Source organism: Lysobacter terrae (genome assembly GCF_054782215.1).
Map to the genome: position 1 here is coordinate 1,651,973 of NZ_BAAGSX010000001.1, position 20,790 is coordinate 1,672,762.

The window sequence follows — 20,790 nt, forward strand, 5'->3', positions numbered from 1 at the left end:
GAACCGCACATGGCAGACAACGCGTCCCCGAACAACGCCGTCCTCCTCGGCAAGGCGGTCACCGCGCCGGACTCCCTGCCCGAAACCCACGGCCAGGTCTTCCTGCAGGGGCGCCTGGGCAATCGCCACGGCTTGGTCGCGGGCGCCACCGGCACCGGCAAGACGGTCACGCTGATGACCATCGCAGAAGGCTTCTCGCGGATGGGCGTGCCGGTCTTCCTCGCCGACGTGAAGGGCGACGTCGCCGGCCTGGCCGTGGCGGGCGCGATGAACGACAAGCTGCAGGCGCGCATCCAGGAGATCGGCATCGCCGACTACGCCAACGAGGCCAACCCGGTCGTCTTCTGGGATCTGTTCGGCAAGAACGGGCATCCGATCCGCACCACCATCAGCGAGATGGGCCCCACCCTGCTCTCGCGCATCCTCGAGCTCAACGACACCCAGAGCGGCGTGCTCGACATCGTTTTCAAGCTGGCCGACGACCGCGGCCTGCTGCTGCTCGATCTGGAAGACCTGCGCGCCCTGCTCGGCCTGGTCGCCGACGAGCGCAAGGACATCTCCACCTCCTACGGCCTGGTCAGCACGCAGTCGATCGGCGCGATCCAGCGCTCGCTGCTGCGGCTGGAACAGGAAGGCGGCGAGATGTTCTTCGGCGAGCCCGCGCTGGAACTCGCCGACCTGATGCGTACCACGACCAACGGCCGCGGTGTGCTCAACGTGCTCGCCTCCGAGCAGCTCATCCTCAAGCCGCGCCTGTATTCGTCGTTCCTGCTCTGGCTGTTGTCGGAATTGTTCGAGCAGCTGCCGGAAGTCGGCGATCTGGACAAGCCCAAGCTGGTGTTCGTGTTCGACGAAGCACATCTGCTGTTCGACGACGCGCCGGCGGCGCTGCGCCAGCGCGTGGAGCAGGTCGTGCGCATCATTCGCTCCAAGGGCGTGGGCGTGTACTTCTGCTCGCAATTCCCCGACGACGTGCCCGACGAAATTCTCGGCCAGCTCGGCAACCGCGTGCAGCACGCACTGCGTGCGTTCACGCCGCGCGACCAAAAGGCGGTGAAGGTCGCCGCCGAAACCTTCGTCGCCAATCCCAAGCTCGATGTCGCCGAAGCCATTTCCAAGCTGGGCACGGGTGAGGCGCTGGTGTCGGCGCTGCAGGACAAGGGCATTCCGATGCCGGTCGAGCGTACGCTGATCGCGCCGCCGCGCTGCCGCATGGGCGCAATCACCGATGCCGAGCGCGCGCAGGTGCGCGCGGGCAGCCCGGTCGGCGGCAAGTACGACAAGGCGATCGATCGCGAATCCGCCGCGGAATTGCTGGCGAAGAAGGCCGAGGTCGCCACCGCCAGGGCCGAAGCGCCGCCGGCGAAGACGCGCGAGCAGGACGACGCGGAGGAAGGCGGCTTCGGCCAGGCAGTGAAGGACGCCGTGTTCGGCACCAAGCGCCGCCAAGGCATGGTCGAAGCCATGGCCAAGCAAACCGCACGCACCGTCGGCAACCAGATCGGCCGACAGATCCTGCGCGGCGTTCTCGGCAGCATCTTCGGCGGCCGCCGCTGACACTTCTCGGCACGGGCAGGCGGCGCCGGTGGGCAGTCGTGACACGCCGTGAATCCGTCCATGGAGGCTTGTCAGCGGCATCCATGCCGCTGACAGTCACGCCTGCCCACCAGCACCGCCGGCCCTCCCATCCATCTCGGGCGCGTTGGCAAAAAAGCGAAAGCAACTCGCTGCGCTCGCTCCCCCTCATCTGCCCTTCGGGCATCTTCTCCCCGCACGCGGGGAGAAGAAGAGATTGACGCCGAAGTGGCGATCACAACGCTCGCGATAAGCGCTGCCCGATGGGATGGGGGTGCGGAGAGCGGACCAGGATGGTCCGCGGCCCCGACTAAAGGCAGGGATGCCGTCCGGAGGGGCGGAGCACCCCCGTCCCGTCGGGCAGCGCGTCCTTCCGAAGCCGATGTTTGCTGCAGCGCAGGTTGACGCATAACGCAGATTCCCATCGAATCCGCGCTTCACTTTTGGGCCGCCACTCCACACAACACAGGATGTTTTCGATGAACCAGAAGTTGTTGCTACTCGCCGCGGCCTCCGTGCTCGCCATCGCCGCCTGCAAGCCGCAGGCGCCAGCCGAACCCGCCGTGCCTGCCGCCGCTCCGGCCGAACCTGCAGCACCCGCGCCGGTTGCGGTCGAATCCGCGCCCGCGACCGCTCCGTCCGACGTGCCTTTCGACATCAAGGGCTTCGCCGGCGTATTCACCGGCACCCTGCCCTGCGCCGATTGCCCGGGCATCGATACGACCGTCACCCTGAATCGCGACGGCACCTACACCGTGCACGACACCTACCAGGGCAAGCCCGGCAAGGGCTTCGATGGCGAAGGCACCTGGACCGCCGAGGAGAACGGGCAGCGCCTGCGCCTGGATCCGAACTCCAAGAGCGAGCAGGACCGCCTGTTTGCCGTGGCCTCGCAGGACCAGATCGATCAGCTCGATGCCGAAGGCAAGGCGATCGACACGCAGGCGCCGCACTCGCTCAAGCGCACGGGACCGGCGCCGAAGTGAGCGCCTGATCGCTTCACGAAGTTTTTGCGCAAACCGAAGGCAGCCCGCCACAATGGGCTGCCTTCTCTTTTTTGGAACCATCGATGAGTCGCTGGCGTCCGCCTGCCGAAAAAAGCACCGCGTTGATCACGCGCGAAGGCCACGCCCGGCTCAAGGCCGAACTCGACGAACTGTGGCGCGTGAAGCGGCCGGAAGTGGTGAAGGCCCTCGCGGCCGCCGCCGCCGAAGGCGATCGCTCGGAAAACGCCGAATACACCTATCGCAAGAAGCAGCTGGGCGAGATCGACCGGCGCGTGCGTTATCTGTCCAAGCGGCTGGAAGTGCTGCGCGTCGTGGGCGAAGCGCCCAGCGATCGCGAAGCGGTGTTCTTCGGCGCGGTGGTGGAAGTCGAGGAAGTGAACAGCGGCGACACGCACCGCTACCGCATCGTCGGCCCGGACGAGACCGACGCGAAGCTGGGCCATATCAGCATCGACTCGCCGCTCGCGCGCGCGATGCTGAAGAAGCGGCTGGACGACGAATTCGAAGCGCAATTGCCGGGCGGCGTGCAGCGCTTCGTGATCGTCGAGGTCGATTACGCGACTTAGCGCGCTCGCCCTTAGCGAGGCTTTGGCGGTTTCGGCGGCTTGCCGTCGCGGTGGTCGTTCTTGGCGATCTGCTCGTATTCCGCGCGCAACTCATCGAGCTCGCCTTCCTCGCGTTCCTCCAGGTCCATCAGGCGGTTATGCGCCCCGCGCGTGGCGCGGATCAGCTCGTCGAGCTTGAGCTGCATCGCCTCGGTATCCCGGTTCTGCGTGTTCTGGATCAGGAACACCATCAGGAAGGTAATGATCGTGGTGCCGGTGTTGATCACCAGCTGCCAGGTATCGCTGAAGCCGAACAATGGCCCGGTAATCCCCCAGGCGAGGATCACCAGGAGCGCCAGCCCGAAGCAGAACGGCCGCCCAGTGAAACGTGAAGCCGCCTTGGCGAGGCGGGAAAAGGTGGACTGGTGCATGCGGCACGCTCCGGCGTGGCTACGATGCGACGAGTATGCCCATTCGTGCGTCACCCTTGTGCGGCCTCTTCTGGTAGCTCGCTACTTCGCCGACATCGAATACGGCCGCTGTGCGCCCGCGCCCGGCCAGTCGCGATTGGGCTGCGCCTGCATGCTGAAGCGCAATTCGCCGCCGCTCATGATCTCTTCGTGGCGAAGGAAGGCACGGTCGAGCGGCTTGCCGTTCAAACTCGCGCGGCCGATGTACGGGTGCGCGTCGTCCAGACCTTCGGCGATCACGGTGAAGCGCTTGCCATTGGGCAGGTTCAACGTGGCGCGCGGCAGGAACGGCCGGCCGATGACGTACTCGTTGCTCGCCGGCGCCACCGGATAGAAGCCCAATGCGGTGAACACGTACCAGGCCGACATCTGGCCGAGGTCGTCGTTGCCGGACAGGCCGTCCGGGCGCGGCGCGTACTGGCTGGCCATGATCTGCCCCAAGCGCGCCTGCGTGCGCCATGGCTGTCCCGCCGCGGCATACAGGTAGGCGACGTGATGGCTGGGCTCGTTGCCGTGCGCGTACCAGCCGATCAGGCCGGTGATGTCTTCCATGTGCGCGAAGGTCTTCGGATCGACCTTGGCGTCGAACACCTGGTCGAGCTTGGCCAGCAACTGCTCGTCGCCGCCATGCGCTTGCGCCAGCCCGGCGATGTCCTGCGGCACGTACCACGAGTACTGCCAGGCATTGCCTTCGGTGTAATCGGTGCCGTAGCCGCTCGCGGTCGGATCGAAGGGCTCGCGGAATTTGCCGTCGCGCGTGCGTGCGCGCATGAAACCCGTGGCCGGATCGAAGGCGTTGCGCCAGTTCGCCGCGCGGTGCTTGAAGCGCTCGGCGATGTCCTGGCGGCCCATCGACTCGGCCATGCGTGCGATGGTCCAGTCGTCGAAGGCGTATTCCAGCGTCTTCGACGCGGCCTCGCCTTCCTCGTCGATGGGCACGTAGCCCAGCTGCATGTATTGAGCGAGGCCGTCATACGGACCGTAGCTGGCGCTGGCGACCATCGCGTCCAAGGCTTGATTCGCGTCGTAGCCGCGGATGCCCTTCATGTAGGCGTCGGCGATCACCGGTACGGCGTGATAACCGATCATGCACCACGTCTCCTGGCCGTGGAACGCCCACACCGGCAACGTGCCGTAAGGGCTGACGCGCTGCGCGGCGATCAGCGATTGGACGAAGTCGTTGTTGCGCTGCTCCGGCTGCACCAGCGTCAGCAGCGGATGCAACGCGCGATAGGTGTCCCATAGTGAGAACGTGGAGTAATTGGTGAACCCCTTCGCCTGGTGCACGGCGTTGTCGGGACCGCGATAGCGGCCGTCGCTGTCCATGAACAGGCTCGGGCCCATGAAGGCGTGATACAGCGCGGTGTAGAAGCTGCGCTGCATCTGCTTTGGCGCATCGACGTCGACTGCGCCCAGCGCCTGCGTCCATTGCGCCTTGGCCTGCGTGCGCACGTCATCGAAGTTCCAGCCGGGTACTTCGGCGTCGAGATTGGCGATCGCACTGTCTTCGCTCACGGGCGAGATGGCGACCTTCACTACCAGCTGCGCGCCGGGCGCATCGGCGAAGTCGAAGGACGCCACCAACTGCCGGCCTTCGATCTGCGCGCGCTGCGCAGGGTCCTTTTCGCCCGGCGGCGGGAAGCCCTTGTAGACGACGTCCTGCTCGGTGTCGTGCAACTGGCGTCCGCTGAGCGGCCGCGAGAAGCGCATCGCGAAATACAGCTGCCGGCCCGGCGCCCAGCCGCGGGTTTCGCGGAAACCGGTCACCGTGCCATCCGCACGCACGCGCAGACGCGACCACAGCACTTTGCCGGGGTAGTCGTACATGCTCGTGCGCAGATCGACGAGCACGTGCGCGGGCTTGCCCTTCGGGAAGGTGTAGCGATGCACGCCGACGCGCGCAGTCGCGGTGAGTTCCGCGCGAATGCCGTAGTCGTCGAGGGTGACCGCGTAATAACCCGGCTGCGCGACTTCGCCCTCGTGGCGGAAGCGCGAGGTGTAGCCGCTACCGGGTTTGCCGGCGTCGCCGCGTTCCAACTTCACCTCGCCGGCGATCGGCATCAGCAGCACGTCGCCGAGATCGGAGTGGCCGGTGCCGGAGAAGTGCGTATGCGAGAAACCGACGATGGTGCTGTCGTCGTAGCGGTAGCCGGCGGCCCAGCCATAGGCTTCCTTGCGCGGCTTGATCTGCGTGTCGGGGCTGAGCTGGATCATGCCGAACGGCACCACGGCGCCCGGGAACGTATGGCCCTCGCCGCCGGTACCGATGAAGGGATCGACGGCGGCGTAGCCGTCCGCGCTACCTCGCTTCGTCGCCGCATCGGCGGCCATAGGTGCTGCCATCAGCCAGACGCATGCGCCCAGCCCCAGCAATGCCCGCACTGCTCCGCTCCGCCGCGTTACCCTCATCGCCTGCTCCGTACCGGATGGTTTAGATCGCTCTAAGCCCGACAGTACCAGCCATTGCATTTGGAGGGGGCAATGGCGAAGACCGCACTACAAATGCGACGCGATCGGCAAAAAAAGCCCGGCGACGAATCGCCGGGCAAGGGGAACGGATAGCTGGTCGATCTTCTTGCGCGGAATCACTTGCGCCAATAGGCGAGATAGCGATGGTTGGAACCGGCGCCGTCGATGCCCGACACCGCGCGCGTCGGCAGGCCAGCGCTCATCGCGCTGTCGAACTCGGCCTGATACTGCGCCGCGCTCAGGCCGTGGCGGTCCTTGCGTGCACCGGTCGGCTGCTGCGAGAAGATCACCGAGTAGAAGGGCTGTCCGCCATGCATGTACGCGTTCACGTACACCGGGCGACGCCCGGCCACGGCATTCGCGTCGTACAACGCCTGGTAGGACGCCTCGGGTACCTGCGACTTCATCTCCCACTGCCCGATGCTGTTGGAACGATACAGGTCGGTGTAGCGGCGCTCGCCGCCCACGGACACGACCGACACGTCCACCGGCGACAGTCCCTTGCCCTTGGCTTCCTGTATCAGCGCATCGTGCTGCGCCGTGGTCAGGCCGTGACGCGCGATGTAGTTGCCCGGCAGTCCCTTCACGAAGATCGCCGTGTAGCGCGGCTGCCCGTTGACCAGCGAGCTTTCGACCAGCGTCGGCGCAAAGCCGTCCTGCTTGGCCTCATCGAACCGCGCCTGATAATCCGCAGACGTCAGCAGGTGGTACGAACGCCACGCCGCGGTCGCCGGGCGCCAGGTGAAGTTGAGGTACGGCGCACCGCCGACGCTGTAACCGTCGATCCATTCCGGACGGAAGCCGGAATCGGCCAGATGGTCGAACAAACGCTGGTAGTCCTTCGCCGGATAGCCATGGCGCGAGTATTCGCCGACCAGGCGATGCGGCGGCCAGATCAACACCGGGCCGTCGGGAATGCGCTGACCGGCGAAACGTGTCCAGGTGTTGATGTCGGCGTGGACGTAGTCCGGGATCGCGTTCGACAGACCGCGATTGAACTGCATCTGCACCGGCGCGCCGTCCGGCGTCTGCTTGTGCACGTGCAGATGCGGCGCGCTGGAGTTGCCGGAATTGCCGATCAGGTACAGCTTCTGGCCGGCGTGGATGCGGACCTGCTGCGCGGCCGGCACGTCGCCTTCGCTATCGGCTTCGGCCTTGCTGTACAGCTTGGCGTCGTGCGGGCACAGCGAGGACGGGATGGTGCCCGGTTGCCCGTGCGCGTACAGCACCAGATCGCCGTCGTCCTCTTCCACCAGCAGATGGTTGCCCGCGCCCGACATCATCTTGTTGCGCCATTCTTGGCTCAGCCAGTCGCGATCCTTGAAGGCCTCGTCCCAGTCGTCGCCCAATGCGTCGCTATAGGGACGCGGATTCTCCGGCGCATTGCGCCAGCAACGGATGATCTTGCCGTCGCCCATCGCGTACACCGGCTTGCCGTAGACCAGGTAATTGGCGTTCTTGACGGTCTTCCAGTCGGTACCCGGCTTGACCTCGGACCAGGTGTTCTTGCTGCTGTCGTACTTCATCAGGCCGATGTCGTAGCCCCACATCTGCGAGCCCGAGTCGCTGTGGATCTTCTTGCCGACGTAGAAGCGCTCCGACGCATCCAGGTCGTTGGCGAAAAACGGCAAGTCGTAGCGCGCGGCGGCGCCGACTTTTTTTGCCCGCATGGCCGCACCGGTGCGGACCTTGGGCATGAGCATGGGCACGTCTTCGGCGCGTTGCAGCGACGTCGCCCGGATACCGGCCTGGCCGGTGGCCCCTTGGGCCTGAGTGGTGTTGATGGATAGGGCTGCGGTGGCGCCGAGCGCGCAGATCGCAGCCGCGATCAGTGTCGTCCTCATGGATCCATTTCTCCTGTGTGGTGATGCCACGGCCGTTGCGGCGCGTGACGCAGGTAGAGAACGCCGTGCAGGCACAGGGCAGGACAGCTCACGCTGACCGCCGGCAAAACGCGCGCATGGCCGGAAAGCCGCGCCGTTTGCGTGCCATTGCGGGGCCGGTGCACGCCGTCGACACGATCGTGCGTTGCATCCCTTGCTCTGTTCTGCACTGCCCGACAAGGCACACTTGCCGCATGGTCGCCTCCACCGCCCCCTCGTCCAAACGCCCTGCCCGTCCCTCCGGGCAACCCAGCCTGCGCGAGCGCTTCGATGCGCTGCGCAATCTGCCGCCGTTCCTGCGCCAGATCTGGGCGACGAGTCCGGGCCTGACGATCGTCACGCTGGGCATGCGCCTGGTCCGCGCCTTCCTGCCGATCGCGACGCTATATGTGGGCAAGCTGATCATCGACGAAGCGGTCCGCCTGGTCGGCGCGGGAACGTCGTTCGAATCCCTTTCCTCCGCGTGGCAGAGCGGCCAGCTCGATCGCCTGCTGTGGCTATTGGCTGCGGAATTCGGACTGGCGATCGGATCGGATCTGCTCGGGCGCCTGATCAGCTACGGCGATGCGTTGCTGTCGGAGCTGTTCACCAACGCGACCAGCGTGCGGCTGATGGAGCATGCGGCGACGCTCGATCTGGAAGACTTCGAAGATCCCGACCTGCAGGACAAGCTGGATCGCGCGCGCCGGCAGACGATGGGGCGCATGAACCTGATGAGCCAGTTGTTCGGCCAGGTGCAGGATGCGATCACCGTGGTGAGCTTCGCCGCCGGTCTTCTGGTCTACGCACCGTGGTTGATCGTGCTGCTGGCCATCGCGCTGGTGCCTGCCTTCGTCGGCGAGGCGCACTTCAATGCGCTTGGCTATTCGCTGAACTTCCAGTGGACGCCAGAGCGGCGCCAGCTCGAATACATCCGCCAGATGGGCGCGAGCGTGGAGACGGCCAAGGAGGTGAAGATCTTCAACCTCAACCGTTTCTTCATCACCCGCTTCCGCGAGCTGTCGGACAAGTTCTTCCACGCCAACCGCAGGCTGGCGCGGCGGCGCGCGTTCTGGGGCACCCTGCTCGCGGCGCTGGGCACGCTGGGCTACTACGTCGCCTACGCCTACATCGCCTGGCGCACGGTGAAGGGCGATTTCAGCATCGGTGATCTCACCTTCCTCGCCGGCAGTTTCCTGCGTCTGCGGCAGTTGCTGGAAGGCTTGCTGGTGGGCTTCTCGCAGGTCGCCGGGCAGGCGCTGTACCTGGACGATCTGTTCTCGTTCTTCGCGATCAGGGCGGAAATCCAGTCGCCCGCGCACCCCGTCCCGGTGCCGCAACCGATCGCGCGAGGCTTCGTATTCGAGAACGTCGGCTTCCGCTATCCGGATGCCGAGCATTGGGCATTGCGGTCGCTGAACTTCGAACTGCGCGCAGGCGAAGTGCTGGCCCTGGTCGGCGAGAACGGCGCCGGCAAGACCACGCTGGTCAAACTGCTGGCGCGGCTCTACGACCCGGACGAAGGCCGCATCCTGCTCGATGGACGCGATCTGCGCGACTACGACTTGGAAGAGTTGCGCGCGAACATCGGTGTCATCTTCCAGGACTTCGTCCGCTACCACCTCACCGCGGGCGAGAACATCGGCGTGGGCCGCATCGAGGCGATGTACGACCGCGACCGCATCCACGAAGCGGCCCGGCGCGCGATGGCCGATCGGCTGATCGAATCCCTGCCGCTCGGCTACGACCAGCTGATCGGGCGGCGCTTCAAGAGCGGCGTGGATCTATCCGGCGGTCAGTGGCAGAAGCTCGCGATCGCGCGCGCCTACATGCGCGATGCGCAGGTGATGATCCTCGACGAGCCCACCGCGGCGCTGGATGCGCGCAGCGAGTTCGAGGTGTTCCAGCGTTTCAAGGAGTTGTCGGACGAGCGCACCGCGGTGTTGATCTCGCATCGTTTCAGCAGTGTGCGGATGGCGGATCGCATCCTGGTGCTCAACGAAGGGCGGTTGGAGGCTAGCGGGACGCATGCGGAGCTGATGGCACAGGGTGGGCGGTATGCGGAGTTGTTTGAGTTGCAGGCGGCGGGGTATCGGTAGCGGCACGGCCCCTCACCCTGCATTGCTTCGCAATGCTGTCCCTCTCCCCGCAGGCGGGGCGAGGGAGGCGTGCTTCTCCTTCTCCCCGCGTGCGGGGAGAAGGTGCCCGAAGGGCGGATGAGGGGCAGCTTTTCGCGATGCATCAAAGCGGCCCTTCACGCATGTGATGCATCATGACGAGCAGTACATATCCTCGGAGGCCGCATGCGCTCGACGTTGCTGTGCACCGCCCTGCTGCTGAGCATCCCGATGACCGGCTGCGAGGCCGGCCGCGTTTCCGCAACGAATGCCGCGACCAGAGCTCTGGCAAACGCGGAAGCGAACTCGCGCACCGTCGCCAGCAAACTCGGCGACGTCGAAGTCACGACGGTAGCCAGTGGCCTCGAACACCCCTGGGCGGTCGCGCTCCTGCCCGATGGCGGCTTCCTGGTCACCGAACGCCCCGGCCGTGTCCGCCGCATCAGCGCCTCGGGATCCGTCTCCGCACCGCTGCAAGGCGTGCCCGCCGTATACGCCGTCGGTCAGGGCGGGCTGCTCGACATCGCTCTAGCGCCCGACTTCGCCCGCAGCAAACGCATCTATCTCACCTATGCCGAACCCGGCGACGACGACACTGCCGGCACCACCGCCGCGACGGCGATCTTGGGCGAGACATCGCTCGACGGCCTGAAGGTGATCTACCGGCAGCAACCGAAGCTGGAAGGTCCCAACCATTTCGGCTCGCGCCTCGCCTTCGATGACGCCGGCCATGTCTTCATCAGCCAGGGCGAACGCAACGATCGCCCGCTCGCACAGCAGCTCGACAAACTGCAGGGCAAGCTGGTGCGGCTGAACCTCGATGGCAGCGTGCCCAAGGACAATCCCTTCGTCGGCCGCAGCGATGCGCGCCCGGAGATCTGGAGCTACGGCCACCGCAATATGCAGGGACTGGCGATCGATCCGCGCACCGGCACGCTGTGGGAGAGCGAACACGGGCCGCGCGGCGGCGACGAAATCAACCTGCCCCAGGCCGGCAAGAACTACGGCTGGCCGATCATCACGCACGGCATCAACTACTCGGGCTTTCCCATTCCCGAAGCCGTGGGTACGGCGGCGCCGGGCATGGAGCAGCCGCATTACGTCTGGGCCAAGTCGCCGGCGGTTTCGGGCATGGCGTTCCTGGTCGGCAAACCACAATCGAAGTGGAACGACAGCCTGTTCCTGGGCGCCCTGTCCGACGGCAGCCTGATCCGCTTGTCGCTCGAAGGCGACCGCATCGTCGGCGAGGAACGCCTGCTCAAGGAACTGGGCGCACGCATCCGCGACGTGCGCGTGGCCGGCGACGGCAGCGTCTACGTGCTGACCGACGAAGCGGACGGCAAGCTGCTGCGCTTGCGTCCGCCGCGATGAACCTGCCTTTACAGACGACCCGCTAGGCTGCCGCCAAACCAACGGAGCCGACGCCCATGGGCGACGCTACCGCCGGGCTCGCGCGCACTGCGCGGATCCTGCGCTTCCTGCTTAAGTATCGCGGTGCCGGTGTCTTCACCGGCCTCGACCTCGATCATGTGAACGATGGCACGGCGCCGGAGATCACCGGCAAGCCGGAGGAATTCGTCGCCGACCTGGAAGCACTGGGGCCGACCTTCATCAAGTTCGGCCAGGCCCTGTCGACGCGCCCCGACCTGGTCCCTCCCGCTTACCTGGCCGCGCTAGAACGCACGCAGGACAATATCGCGCCGGTACCGGCCGAACAGATCCGCGCGGTGATCGAAGCGGAGCTGGGCGTGCGGCCCAGTCATTTGTTCGAACGCTTCGACGAAGTCCCCTTGGGCAGTGCGTCGCTGGCGCAGGTGCACCGCGCCACGCTGCGCGACGGCCGCGAGGTTGCGGTCAAGGTACAGCGGCCGGATATCGCCAACGTCATCCACACCGACCTGGAAGCGCTTGCTGCGATCGCCAGCCGCGCCGACACGGCGACCAAGGTCGGACGGCGCGTGCACTTCGCCGACTGGGTGCACGAATTCCGCAAGACGCTGCTGCAGGAGCTGGACTACGGCGGCGAGGCGGAGAACCTGTGCCGCTTCCACAATCATTTCCGCGAATATCCGGAAATCTTCGTGCCTGCGCCGCTGTGGGACTTCAGCTCGCGGCGCGTACTGACCATGGAACTGGTGACCGGTCAGAAGGTCACCGAGCTGAGTGGCCTGTTCCGCACCGAGCACGACGTGCGCCATCTCGCCGAGGGGCTGCTGCGCGGCTATCTCGATCAGGTGCTGGTGTACGGCGACATCCACGCCGATCCGCATCCGGGCAATCTGCTGGTGACGCCGGACGGCCGTCTCGCGCTGTTCGACCTGGGCATGGTGGTGCACGTGCCGCCGCGTCAGCGCGACCGTCTGTTCCGCCTGTTGTTCGCGGCGGTGGAAGGGCGCGGCGAGGAAGCCGCACGCGAATCGATCGCGATGGGCACGCGCCTGGAGGTTTTCGAAGAAGAGCGTTACCTGCGCGAGGTCGGGCAGCTGGTGGCGCGTTACGCCGCCCACCAGAGCGCGTCGGCGAGCGAGAGCCGGCTGCTGTTCGACATCGTGCGGATCAGCACCGCCTGTGGCTTGCGTTCGCCGTCGGAGTTGAGCCTGCTCGGCAAGACGCTCGCCCATCTGGAGACCACCTGCCGCGCGCTCGATCCGCGCGTCGACATGAAGCGCGTGGTCGACCGCCATCTCGACACCGTGATGGGCGAACGCCTGCGCCGCTCGCTGGCCCCGCACCGGGTGGCGAGCGAGCTGATGGAACTGCAGACCCTCGCGCGCGAAACCCCGCGCAAGCTGTCCGACATGCTGTCGCTGCTCGCCGACAACCGCTTGCAGATCCGCGTGACCGGGCTGGAGGAATCGCGGCTGATGGAGAACCTGCAGAAGATCGCCAACCGCATCACCACGGGCCTCATCGTCGCCGCCTTGATCGTGGCGGCCGCGATGATCATGCGGATCGAGACCAGCGCGCGGCTGTTCGGTTATCCGGCGCTGGCGCTGGTGATGTTCCTGCTGGCGGCGGCGCTGGGGGTGGGGATCGTATTGAGCGCGTTGCTGCGGGATCGCAGGGCCAAGCCGCGGGAGGAGTCGGGGCCGCGGTGAACCCACTCCCTCGCCCCGCTTTGCGGGGAGAGGGACCGCGTCGCGTAGCGACGCAGGGTGAGGGGGCGTGACGCTTGCCGCAGCCCACGCATGGCTGCTCCGCTCGCCCCTCATCCGCCCTGCGGGCACCTTCTCCCCGCTGGCGCGGGGAGAAGGAAAAGCGGCTGCGCTAAAATACCGCCCTCCCCGCGTCAAACCCCCGCCTCATGTCTTCCGCCTTCGGCACCGAAACCGTGCTGGATGTCCGTCACTGGACGGATGCCTACTTCAGCTTCACCACCACCCGCGACGACGGCTTCCGTTTCGACAACGGCCAGTTCGTGATGATCGGCCTGCAGGTGCCGCAGCCAGACGGCAGCAGCAAGCCGTTGCTGCGTGCCTATTCGATCGCCAGTGCGAACTGGGAAGAACAGTTGGAGTTCTTCAGCATCAAGGTGCCCGACGGCCCGCTGACCTCGCGGCTGAAGGACATCCAGCCGGGCGATTCGGTGCTGATCGGCCGCAAGCCGACGGGCACGCTGCTGATCTCCGACCTGCATCCGGGCCGCAATCTCTATCTGCTGGGCACCGGCACCGGCTTCGCGCCGTGGCTGGCGGTGATCAAGGATCCGGAGACCTACGAGCGCTTCGACAAGGTCGTGCTCTGCCACGGCGTGCGCAACGCGCAGGACCTGGCGTATCGCGACTACATCGTCAACGAGTTGCCGCGGCACGAATTCCTCGGCGAACAGATCAACGCCAAGCTCAAGTACTACCCGGCGGTGTCGCGCGAAGACTTCGTGTTCGACGGCCACGACCAGCGCGGCCGCCTCACCGACCTGATGGCGAGCGGAAGGATGATGGACCAGCTCGGCATCGAGCCGCTGGATGCGCAACACGACCGCGCGATGATCTGCGGCAGCCCGCAGATGCTGGCGGATTTCCGCAGCCTGCTCGACAACCGCGGGTTCACCGCCGCGCCACGCATCGGCACGCTGGGGCAGTACGTCTTCGAGCGCGCCTTCGTCGAGAAATAGGTCGCCGCGGCCTCAGGCCGCGCGCCGCTCCGGCCGCAGCGCATCGCGATAGGTGCGGCTACAGGGAATCGTCGCCCCGTCGCGCATCGCGATGCGGGCATCGCCGGTGTCCAGCGGCTCGATCTCGCCCACGCAGTCGAGGTTGACGATGTAGCTGCGGTGCACGCGGACGAAGCGCGCCGGATCCAGCTGCGCCTCGATCGCCGCCATGGTGGTCCGCAGCGGGTAGTCTCGGCCGCGCAGGTGCAGGTTCACATAGTTGCCGGAGGCCTGCAGCCATTCCACGTCGGTGGCGGCCACCAGGAACTCCTTGCCCAGCTTGCGCACGAGAAAGCGCTCCGGTCGTTCCGGCGATTCCAGCACCGGCGCGTAGTCGGGCGTGGCCAAGACGCTGGCTTCGCCCTGCAGGCGTAGGACCAGCAGGCGATAGAGCTCGATGAAGACGACCAGGCCGGCGAAGTGGCGGACGTCCTTCAGGTATTCGTAGAAGAACTCCTGCAGCCACGGCCCGAAGTCGTAAGTCGCGCCCTGCGTGGCGTAGGCCAGCTTGCGCAGCGCCACCATGCCGGCGACGTGCAGCGCCGACCAGGCCACGCTGCCCAGCACCAGCCAGGGCAGATTGCGCCGCCAGGTATCCAAGTGCAGCGGGAAGCGCCGCGTGAACCAGAGCACCGCCGGCACCAGCGCCAGCGACACCAGGTGGCTGCTCCATTCCCAGACCGCCGGCTCCCAGCCGGCGAAGTCCAGATGCAAACGCCGCACGTCCATCAGCACCGTCGCGCTGTTGGACAGCGCGCCGACCAGGTAACTGACGATCCAGAACCCCCACTCCACCGTCCGCCGCCAGGGCTGGTAGCGCTGCCAGAGTTGGTCGGTCGAAGGAGGCGTCGAGTCGAGAGACGGATTCATCCGCGCATTCTCGCCGAACCGGCCCGGAATGCCGTCCCGACTCGTCCCGCCGGCCCACGTTTCGTCCCCGAACCTGCGCAATCAATCACTTGTCGGTCGCAGAAGAGGATCGCGCCGTCGATCGTGGCCGGCATTCCCGCCACGGAGTCTCAGCATGCAACCGGATGTCCCCCAGCGCCGTCACGACATCGACGCCCTGCGCGCCCTCGCCTTCGCCCTGCTCATCCTCTACCACGGCTGCATGCTCTACGTGGCCGGCGAGGATTGGGGCTGGCATCTGAAGAGCACCCACCTGGCCGAATGGCTGCAGGGTCCGATGCTGTTCGTGAACCGCTGGCGGATGGACCTGATCTTCCTGATCTCGGGCCTGTCGGTGCAGTTCCTGCTCCGCAACAGCTCGGCGGCGCGTTTCGTCGCCCAGCGCAGCTGGCGCTTGTTGCTGCCGCTGGTGTTCGGCTGCCTGGTGGTGGTGCCGGTACAGCCGTACGTACAGGGGATCGCCAACGGTGCGGTCGAGCCCGGCTACCTGAACTTCCTCGCCGATTACTTCGGCCATCGCGCGTGGCCCGCCGATGCCTTCGACGGCTGGGAGCACAGCTTCACCTGGAACCACCTGTGGTACCTGATCTACCTGTGGTGCTACACGCTGGTGTTCGCCGCGCTGCTGCCGCTGCTGCGCCGCCTGCCCAATCCGTTCGCGCGGCTGCGCGGCGGCTGGCTGCTGGTGCTGCCGAGCCTGCCGCTGCTGGTGTGGACGCTGACCCTGCAGCCGCTGTTCGAGGACACCGGCGACCTGATCCACGACTGGTACCGCCACGCGATCTACTTCACCGTCTTCCTCTATGGCGCATGGCTCGGCGCCGACCGCGGCGTGTGGGACGAACTGGTGCGCTTGCGCCACCGTTCGCTGGCCGCGGCGTTGCTGCTGGTCACGGCCTACCTGGCGATGGTCTTCGGCCTGCCGGACGATCTGCCGGAGTGGGTGTTGCTGGTGGGCCGCACGCTGCGCAACCTGTATATCTGGATGGCGCTGTGCACGATCCTGGGCTGGGCGAAGGCCTATCTCAATCGCCCGTTCCGCTGGCTGCCCTGGGCAACCGAAGCCGTGTATCCCTGGTACGTGCTGCACCAGAGCCTGATCCTGCTGATCGCGTACTGGATCCTGCCGCTGCATCTGGGGCCGGTGAGCGAACCGTTGCTCGTGTTCGGCGGCACCATCGCCGGCTGCTGGCTGCTGCATGAGTTTGTGATCCGTCGCGTGCAGTGGTTGCGGCCGTGCTTTGGTTTGAAACCCGCTGCTCGAGCGCTCGCAGCGCAACCCACCGCTAGCCCTTGCGCAGAGGGGATCGCCGTATCACCTGAGCGACTCGGGCACCTGGCTGGTCTGGGCAAGCCGAGCGAGTAAACGTCGACGCTTCCACTGTCTCGGCGGGAGGGCGACGCTGCGTAGGGCTGCGTGACTACCCACCGGCATCACCTGCCCCAGCCCGTAACATTCGGCTTTCCGTCCCGCAAAGCCGCTAGCGACGTGTCTCTAGGGGCGCCTCGTTGCGCACAGCCCAATCGCTCGCAGGCCGCGCGTGCGAGAACAGGAAGCCCTGTCCCTGTTCGCAACCGATCGCGAGCAGGCTGTCGCGTTGCGCTTCGCTCTCGATGCCCTCGGCGATCACTTCCATGCCGAGGGTGTTCGCCAGCGCGAGCACGGCGCGGACCACGGCCACGCTGCTGCCGTGGTCGCCGGGCACCAGCGCGCTGACGAAGGAGCGGTCGATCTTCAAGGCGTGCAGCGGGAACCGGTGCAGGTAGCTCAGCGATGAATAACCCGTGCCGAAGTCGTCGAGCGCTGCGAGCACACCGCCGCGCCGCAGCGTGTCGAGTGTGGTGAATACCTGATCGGGATTCTCCAGCAGCGCGCCCTCGGTAAGTTCGATCCGCAAGCGATGCGGCGGAACCTGGTACGCGGCGAGCAGATCGAGCAGCTGCCGCGCGAGTGCCGGCGAACGGAAGTGCCGCGGCGACACGTTGATGGTGACGTAGCCGCCGCCATCGACCAGCGAGTCGATCTCGCGACAGGCGTGTTCGAACAGGCGCCAGTCGATCTGTTCGACGGCGCCGCTGTCTTCGGCAACCTTGAGGAACGCGCCCGGCAGCATCAGTTCGCTGCCCGGCCGGCGCCAGCGCAGCAGCGCCTCGTAGCCGGCGACCTTGCCGCTGCGCAGGTCGACGATGGGCTGGTAGTGCGGTTCGAATTCGTCGCGCAGGATCGCGCGGCGCAGATCTACTTCCAGATCGAGCAACTGCAGCGCTTCCTGGTGCAGGCGCTCATCGAAGATCTCGAAGCGCTGTCGGCCATGCGCTTTTGCGCGGTACATCGCCACGTCCGCGTCGCGCAGCAGTTCTTCCGCCTTGCGGTAGCGCGGGCTGCCCAGGGTGATGCCGATGCTCGCCGAGGTGAACAACTCCTTGCCGCCGATGTGCATCGGCTCGCTCAGGGCCTCGATCACGCGTTGGGCGGTGTGGCAAGCATCTTCGGGTAGCTGCACGTCTTCCATCAGCAGGGCGAACTCGTCGCCGCCGAGCCGCGCGACCACGTCCGATTCGCGCACGCACGCGGCCAGGCGTTCGCTGGCTTCGCGCAGCATCTGGTCGCCGGACAGGTGGCCGACGCTGTCGTTGATGACCTTGAAGCGGTCCAGATCCAGGAACAGCACGGCGAAGCGATGCTCGGGGTCGCGCTGCAGCCGCGCCAGCGCGCGCTCGATCGCACCGTAGAGGAAGGTGCGGTTGGGCAAACCCGTCAGCGAATCGTGCAAGGTTTCGTGCACGAGTTGCTGCTCGGCGCGTTCGCGCACCACGATCTGTTCGCGCAGTTCGCTGACCGCAGCCGCCAGCTCGCGGGTGCGGTCCTCGACGCGGCGTTCCAGCTCGCCCTGCACTTTCTTGCGCGCCAGCGCGGTGAGGATGTGCTGGGCGACGTAGGCTAGCAGCGCGCGATCCTCTTCGCTGTAGTGCACCGACTGATCGTAGCTCTGCACCACGACCACGCCGCGCACTTCGCCCTGTCCGACCATCGGCACGCCGAGGAAGTCGGCGGCCGGCGTACCCAGGCCGATGCCGCCGGGGACGTCGAGCAGTTTCGCCACTTCGTGCGCCGGGCCCATTGCGGTGCGGCCGTGGCGGATCAGCCCGAGCGTCAGGCTGCTGCGCAGCCGCTCGATCGGGATCTCCTCGTCGGCCTGCACCAGCCCCGGATCCATCTCGTCGGCGCGGTAGGGAAAGCGCAGCGTTTCGTTTTCGGCGTCGTACAGGGCGATGTAGAAATTCTTCGCATACATGAGCTCGCCGACGATGGCGTGGATGCGGTGGAGCATCTCGCTCATGTCCAGTTCGCTGCTGGCGAGGTCGGCGATGCTGTACAGCGCCGCCTGCAGGCGTTCGCCGCGTTGGCGCTCGCGCACTTCCTCGGTCAGTTCGCGCGTGCGTTCTTCGACGCGGCGTTCCAGCTCCTCGTGCGCCTGCTTGCGCATCAGCGCGGTCAGGATGTGCTGGGCGACGAACGCCAGCAGCACGCGATCCTCTTCGCTGAAAAGCGCGCCGTCGTCATAGCTCTGCACGACGACAGCGCCGCGCACCACGCCGTCGGCCACCATGGGAACGCCCAGCCAGTCGGCGCTGTCGGGACCGTACTTGTCGGAATCCGGATAGGCCAGCTCGAATTCGTGCAGCAGCCTGCGCGACGGCCCCATCGCCGGCCGGCCGTGGCGGATGATCGCCAACGTCAGGCTGCTGCCCAGGTCCGCGGCGGGGATTTCCTCGCTCGGATCGACCACCAGCAAGTCGTGTTCGTCGGCGAAGTAGATGAAACGCACGCTGTCGCGCATCGGGTCGTACAGCGCGATGAGGAAGTTGCGCGCATACATGAGCTCGCCGACCACGCCGTGGATGCGCGCGAGCATCTCCGGCATCTCCAGCCCGCTGCTGGCGAGGTCGGCGATCGCGTACAGCGCGGTCTGCAGCTTGGCGTTCTTCTCCAGGCGTTGTGCGGCCTGGCGCTGGTCGTCCAGTTCGAACGCGGTCTTCAGCCGGACTTTGAGGACGCCGAGGAATTCGGTCCACTCGGGGGCGGCCAGTTCGGGCAGGCAGTCGGAGGCCGGCCAGTCCGAGGACAGGATCAGGTGCCTGTCGGAATCGTGCTTGTCGGAATCGCGATGTCCCAACTCGACAAGGATGCGGCGCCAGCCGGCCGGGGGTTCTTCCCGCTCGGCGTCGAAATCGATTTCCTCGATGGACGCATCGTTGGGGGTCGAGGCCCGCGCCCTCCCATCGGCGCCGGACACGGGCGCCCAATAGATTCGGGGATTGCGCGCGCCGAAGGCGCTCTCGACCCTCCGCCCGGCGACGGCCGCGATCGCATCGAGGCTGGATACGGCGAACAGCGCGGACACGAAATCGGCGGTTGGCGCCGTCCCTGCCCCTACAACCCTGGTGCCGGTTTCGCCGCCCTGCCCGAAATTCGAGGCTGGGATGGCCATAGCGGGGCAGTGTACGCCCGCCGTCCCGGGACGTCGCCTGTGTTTCCGATGCGCGGTTAGGGGCTGCGGCGGCCGCGCCGCTCAGGTTTCGCCGTAGCGCAGCCACAGGTCCGCGGCGTGTTCATCGTCGAACACGCGGGCATTGAAGCCGGCGTCGCGGGCGAAGATCTCGCAATATTCGATCTGCTGCAGTCCCTGCGGTTTCACGTGGGCGATCCGCATGTCTTCCAGGCCGTGGCCGGCCATGTGCTGCACCAGGCTCAGCCACTCGGCCTGCAGCAGGGGGCGGCCGCTCAGTTCGTCGATCAGCAGGAGCGAAGCCACGCGTTCGCGTTCGACTTCCGCCACGATCGCCTGCCAGTACGCCACGGTGTTTTCCAGCGTGCTGTCGCCGGTGACGTGTACGCGCAGCTGCGAAGGCCGGCGGTTGAATTTCACTTGCAGCGGTGCGCTCGATCCTTGCGCGGTCATGCCATCACCCTAGTGCCTTCTCGATCTCGCGGGCGATCGACTCGGGTTTGTCGGTCGGTGCGTAGCGCTTGATCACTTCGCCGTCGCGGCCGACCAGGAACTTGCTGAAGTTCCATTTGATCGCGTCGATGCCGAGGAAGCCGCCTTTCTCTTCTTTCAGCCACTTCCATAGGGGATGGGCTTTGTCGCCGTTGACGTCGATCTTGGCGAACATGGGGAAGGTGACGTCGTAGTTGAGCGAGCAGAAGTTCTTGATCTCGGCTTCGTCGCCCGGTTCCTGGTGGCCGAACTGGTCGCACGGGAAGCCCAGCACGGCCAGGCCGCGCGGTCCGTAGTCGCGCCACAGCTTTTCCAGGCCGGTGTACTGCGGGGTGAAGCCGCACTGCGAAGCGACGTTGACGATCAGCAGTGCCTTGCCGCGGTAATCCGCGAGCGGACGTGCTTGGCCGTCGATGTCGGTGGCGGTGAAATCGTAGGCGGTGGTCATGGCGTTCTCCCTCACGTTGTCGCGCAGCATACTCCGGCGCGTGGCAAGAAGAAGCGGCGGCCTGTGGTGCACCGGCGGGCAGGCGGTGCCGGTAGGCAGTCGTGACACGCCGTGAATCCGTCCATGGAGGCTTCTCGGCGGCATCCATGCCGCCGACAGTCACGCCTGCCTACCGGTACCGCCTGCCCCTCACACAACGCGGGTGCGTTGAGCAAGAGCAAAAAAGAAACGC

General features: G+C 66.4%; 15 protein-coding genes. 8 read left to right on the top strand and 7 right to left on the bottom strand.

Features of this window, described 5'->3' with window-relative positions; genetic code table 11:
• Positions 1 to 9: 9 nt before the first annotated feature.
• The 3 genes from ACYVJ8_RS07715 (at position 10) to greB (ending at position 3,148) form a co-directional block, all read left to right on the top strand.
• The gene (locus ACYVJ8_RS07715; protein WP_460710869.1) at positions 10 to 1,557 is read left to right on the top strand and encodes a helicase HerA-like domain-containing protein; all 1,548 of its coding nucleotides are present in this window, start codon (positions 10 to 12) and stop codon (positions 1,555 to 1,557) included.
• A 497-nt stretch (positions 1,558 to 2,054) separates the two neighbouring features.
• Positions 2,055 to 2,561 carry a copper resistance protein NlpE gene (locus tag ACYVJ8_RS07720; protein WP_460710871.1) on the top strand — a complete coding sequence of 169 codons (507 nt, stop codon included), beginning with the start codon at positions 2,055 to 2,057 and terminating at the stop codon, positions 2,559 to 2,561.
• An 83-nt stretch (positions 2,562 to 2,644) separates the two neighbouring features.
• Entirely contained in the window at positions 2,645 to 3,148 is a 504-nt protein-coding gene (gene greB / locus ACYVJ8_RS07725; protein ID WP_460710873.1) for a transcription elongation factor GreB, read from the top strand.
• An 11-nt stretch (positions 3,149 to 3,159) separates the two neighbouring features.
• On the opposite strand, the gene ACYVJ8_RS07730 is transcribed toward greB, so the two are convergent.
• The 3 genes from ACYVJ8_RS07730 to ACYVJ8_RS07740 form a co-directional block, all read right to left on the bottom strand.
• Complete coding sequence (locus ACYVJ8_RS07730; RefSeq protein WP_460710875.1) at positions 3,160 to 3,558, bottom strand: low affinity iron permease family protein; 399 nt, start codon at positions 3,556 to 3,558, stop codon at positions 3,160 to 3,162.
• Between the two features lie 81 nt (positions 3,559 to 3,639).
• Positions 3,640 to 5,940 (bottom strand): GH92 family glycosyl hydrolase, encoded by a 2,301-nt coding sequence (locus ACYVJ8_RS07735; protein WP_460710877.1) that lies wholly within the window; start codon positions 5,938 to 5,940, stop codon positions 3,640 to 3,642.
• 242 nt (positions 5,941 to 6,182) lie between these two features.
• Positions 6,183 to 7,910 carry a hypothetical protein gene (locus ACYVJ8_RS07740; RefSeq protein ID WP_460710879.1) on the bottom strand — a complete coding sequence of 576 codons (1,728 nt, stop codon included), beginning with the start codon at positions 7,908 to 7,910 and terminating at the stop codon, positions 6,183 to 6,185.
• 233 nt (positions 7,911 to 8,143) lie between these two features.
• Between ACYVJ8_RS07740 and ACYVJ8_RS07745 the strand changes: the two genes are divergently transcribed.
• The 4 genes from ACYVJ8_RS07745 to ACYVJ8_RS07760 all read left to right on the top strand — a co-directional run bounded on the left by ACYVJ8_RS07745 (position 8,144) and on the right by ACYVJ8_RS07760 (position 14,159).
• Positions 8,144 to 10,027, top strand: coding sequence for an ABC transporter ATP-binding protein (locus ACYVJ8_RS07745; protein ID WP_460710881.1), 1,884 nt, complete (start codon positions 8,144 to 8,146; stop codon positions 10,025 to 10,027).
• 204 nt (positions 10,028 to 10,231) lie between these two features.
• Positions 10,232 to 11,416, top strand: a complete 1,185-nt coding sequence (locus ACYVJ8_RS07750) for a PQQ-dependent sugar dehydrogenase (protein ID WP_460710883.1) — start codon at positions 10,232 to 10,234, stop codon at positions 11,414 to 11,416.
• 56 nt (positions 11,417 to 11,472) lie between these two features.
• Complete coding sequence (locus ACYVJ8_RS07755; RefSeq protein WP_460710885.1) at positions 11,473 to 13,143, top strand: ABC1 kinase family protein; 1,671 nt, start codon at positions 11,473 to 11,475, stop codon at positions 13,141 to 13,143.
• Between the two features lie 206 nt (positions 13,144 to 13,349).
• Positions 13,350 to 14,159, top strand: coding sequence for a ferredoxin--NADP reductase (locus ACYVJ8_RS07760; protein ID WP_460710887.1), 810 nt, complete (start codon positions 13,350 to 13,352; stop codon positions 14,157 to 14,159).
• 12 nt (positions 14,160 to 14,171) lie between these two features.
• Here the strand turns inward: ACYVJ8_RS07760 and ACYVJ8_RS07765 are convergent, their stop codons facing one another.
• Positions 14,172 to 15,068, bottom strand: coding sequence for a LytTR family DNA-binding domain-containing protein (locus tag ACYVJ8_RS07765; RefSeq protein ID WP_460710889.1), 897 nt, complete (start codon positions 15,066 to 15,068; stop codon positions 14,172 to 14,174).
• 154 nt (positions 15,069 to 15,222) lie between these two features.
• Here ACYVJ8_RS07765 and ACYVJ8_RS07770 point away from each other — a divergent pair, with 154 nt between their 5' ends.
• Positions 15,223 to 16,473 (top strand): acyltransferase family protein, encoded by a 1,251-nt coding sequence (locus tag ACYVJ8_RS07770; RefSeq protein ID WP_460710891.1) that lies wholly within the window; start codon positions 15,223 to 15,225, stop codon positions 16,471 to 16,473.
• A 115-nt stretch (positions 16,474 to 16,588) separates the two neighbouring features.
• On the opposite strand, the gene ACYVJ8_RS07775 is transcribed toward ACYVJ8_RS07770, so the two are convergent.
• From ACYVJ8_RS07775 to ACYVJ8_RS07785, 3 genes are all read right to left on the bottom strand, one after another.
• The gene (locus ACYVJ8_RS07775; protein ID WP_460710893.1) at positions 16,589 to 19,600 is read right to left on the bottom strand and encodes a bifunctional diguanylate cyclase/phosphodiesterase; all 3,012 of its coding nucleotides are present in this window, start codon (positions 19,598 to 19,600) and stop codon (positions 16,589 to 16,591) included.
• 81 nt (positions 19,601 to 19,681) lie between these two features.
• The gene (locus tag ACYVJ8_RS07780; RefSeq protein ID WP_460710895.1) at positions 19,682 to 20,071 is read right to left on the bottom strand and encodes a hypothetical protein; all 390 of its coding nucleotides are present in this window, start codon (positions 20,069 to 20,071) and stop codon (positions 19,682 to 19,684) included.
• Between the two features lie 4 nt (positions 20,072 to 20,075).
• Positions 20,076 to 20,558, bottom strand: coding sequence for a glutathione peroxidase (locus ACYVJ8_RS07785; protein WP_460710897.1), 483 nt, complete (start codon positions 20,556 to 20,558; stop codon positions 20,076 to 20,078).
• Positions 20,559 to 20,790 lie beyond the last annotated feature (232 nt).

Excerpts from the sequence above, each read along its gene's own strand:
- ACYVJ8_RS07715 (WP_460710869.1), top strand. The coding sequence starts at position 10 with ATGGCAGACAACGCGTCCCCGAACAACGCCGTCCTCCTCGGCAAGGCG.
- ACYVJ8_RS07720 (WP_460710871.1), top strand. The coding sequence starts at position 2,055 with ATGAACCAGAAGTTGTTGCTACTCGCCGCGGCCTCCGTGCTCGCCATC.
- greB (WP_460710873.1), top strand. The coding sequence starts at position 2,645 with ATGAGTCGCTGGCGTCCGCCTGCCGAAAAAAGCACCGCGTTGATCACG.
- ACYVJ8_RS07730 (WP_460710875.1), bottom strand. The coding sequence starts at position 3,558 with ATGCACCAGTCCACCTTTTCCCGCCTCGCCAAGGCGGCTTCACGTTTC.
- ACYVJ8_RS07735 (WP_460710877.1), bottom strand. The coding sequence starts at position 5,940 with ATGGCAGCACCTATGGCCGCCGATGCGGCGACGAAGCGAGGTAGCGCG.
- ACYVJ8_RS07740 (WP_460710879.1), bottom strand. The coding sequence starts at position 7,910 with ATGAGGACGACACTGATCGCGGCTGCGATCTGCGCGCTCGGCGCCACC.
- ACYVJ8_RS07745 (WP_460710881.1), top strand. The coding sequence starts at position 8,144 with ATGGTCGCCTCCACCGCCCCCTCGTCCAAACGCCCTGCCCGTCCCTCC.
- ACYVJ8_RS07750 (WP_460710883.1), top strand. The coding sequence starts at position 10,232 with ATGCGCTCGACGTTGCTGTGCACCGCCCTGCTGCTGAGCATCCCGATG.
- ACYVJ8_RS07755 (WP_460710885.1), top strand. The coding sequence starts at position 11,473 with ATGGGCGACGCTACCGCCGGGCTCGCGCGCACTGCGCGGATCCTGCGC.
- ACYVJ8_RS07760 (WP_460710887.1), top strand. The coding sequence starts at position 13,350 with ATGTCTTCCGCCTTCGGCACCGAAACCGTGCTGGATGTCCGTCACTGG.
- ACYVJ8_RS07765 (WP_460710889.1), bottom strand. The coding sequence starts at position 15,068 with ATGAATCCGTCTCTCGACTCGACGCCTCCTTCGACCGACCAACTCTGG.
- ACYVJ8_RS07770 (WP_460710891.1), top strand. The coding sequence starts at position 15,223 with ATGCAACCGGATGTCCCCCAGCGCCGTCACGACATCGACGCCCTGCGC.
- ACYVJ8_RS07775 (WP_460710893.1), bottom strand. The coding sequence starts at position 19,600 with ATGGCCATCCCAGCCTCGAATTTCGGGCAGGGCGGCGAAACCGGCACC.
- ACYVJ8_RS07780 (WP_460710895.1), bottom strand. The coding sequence starts at position 20,071 with ATGACCGCGCAAGGATCGAGCGCACCGCTGCAAGTGAAATTCAACCGC.
- ACYVJ8_RS07785 (WP_460710897.1), bottom strand. The coding sequence starts at position 20,558 with ATGACCACCGCCTACGATTTCACCGCCACCGACATCGACGGCCAAGCA.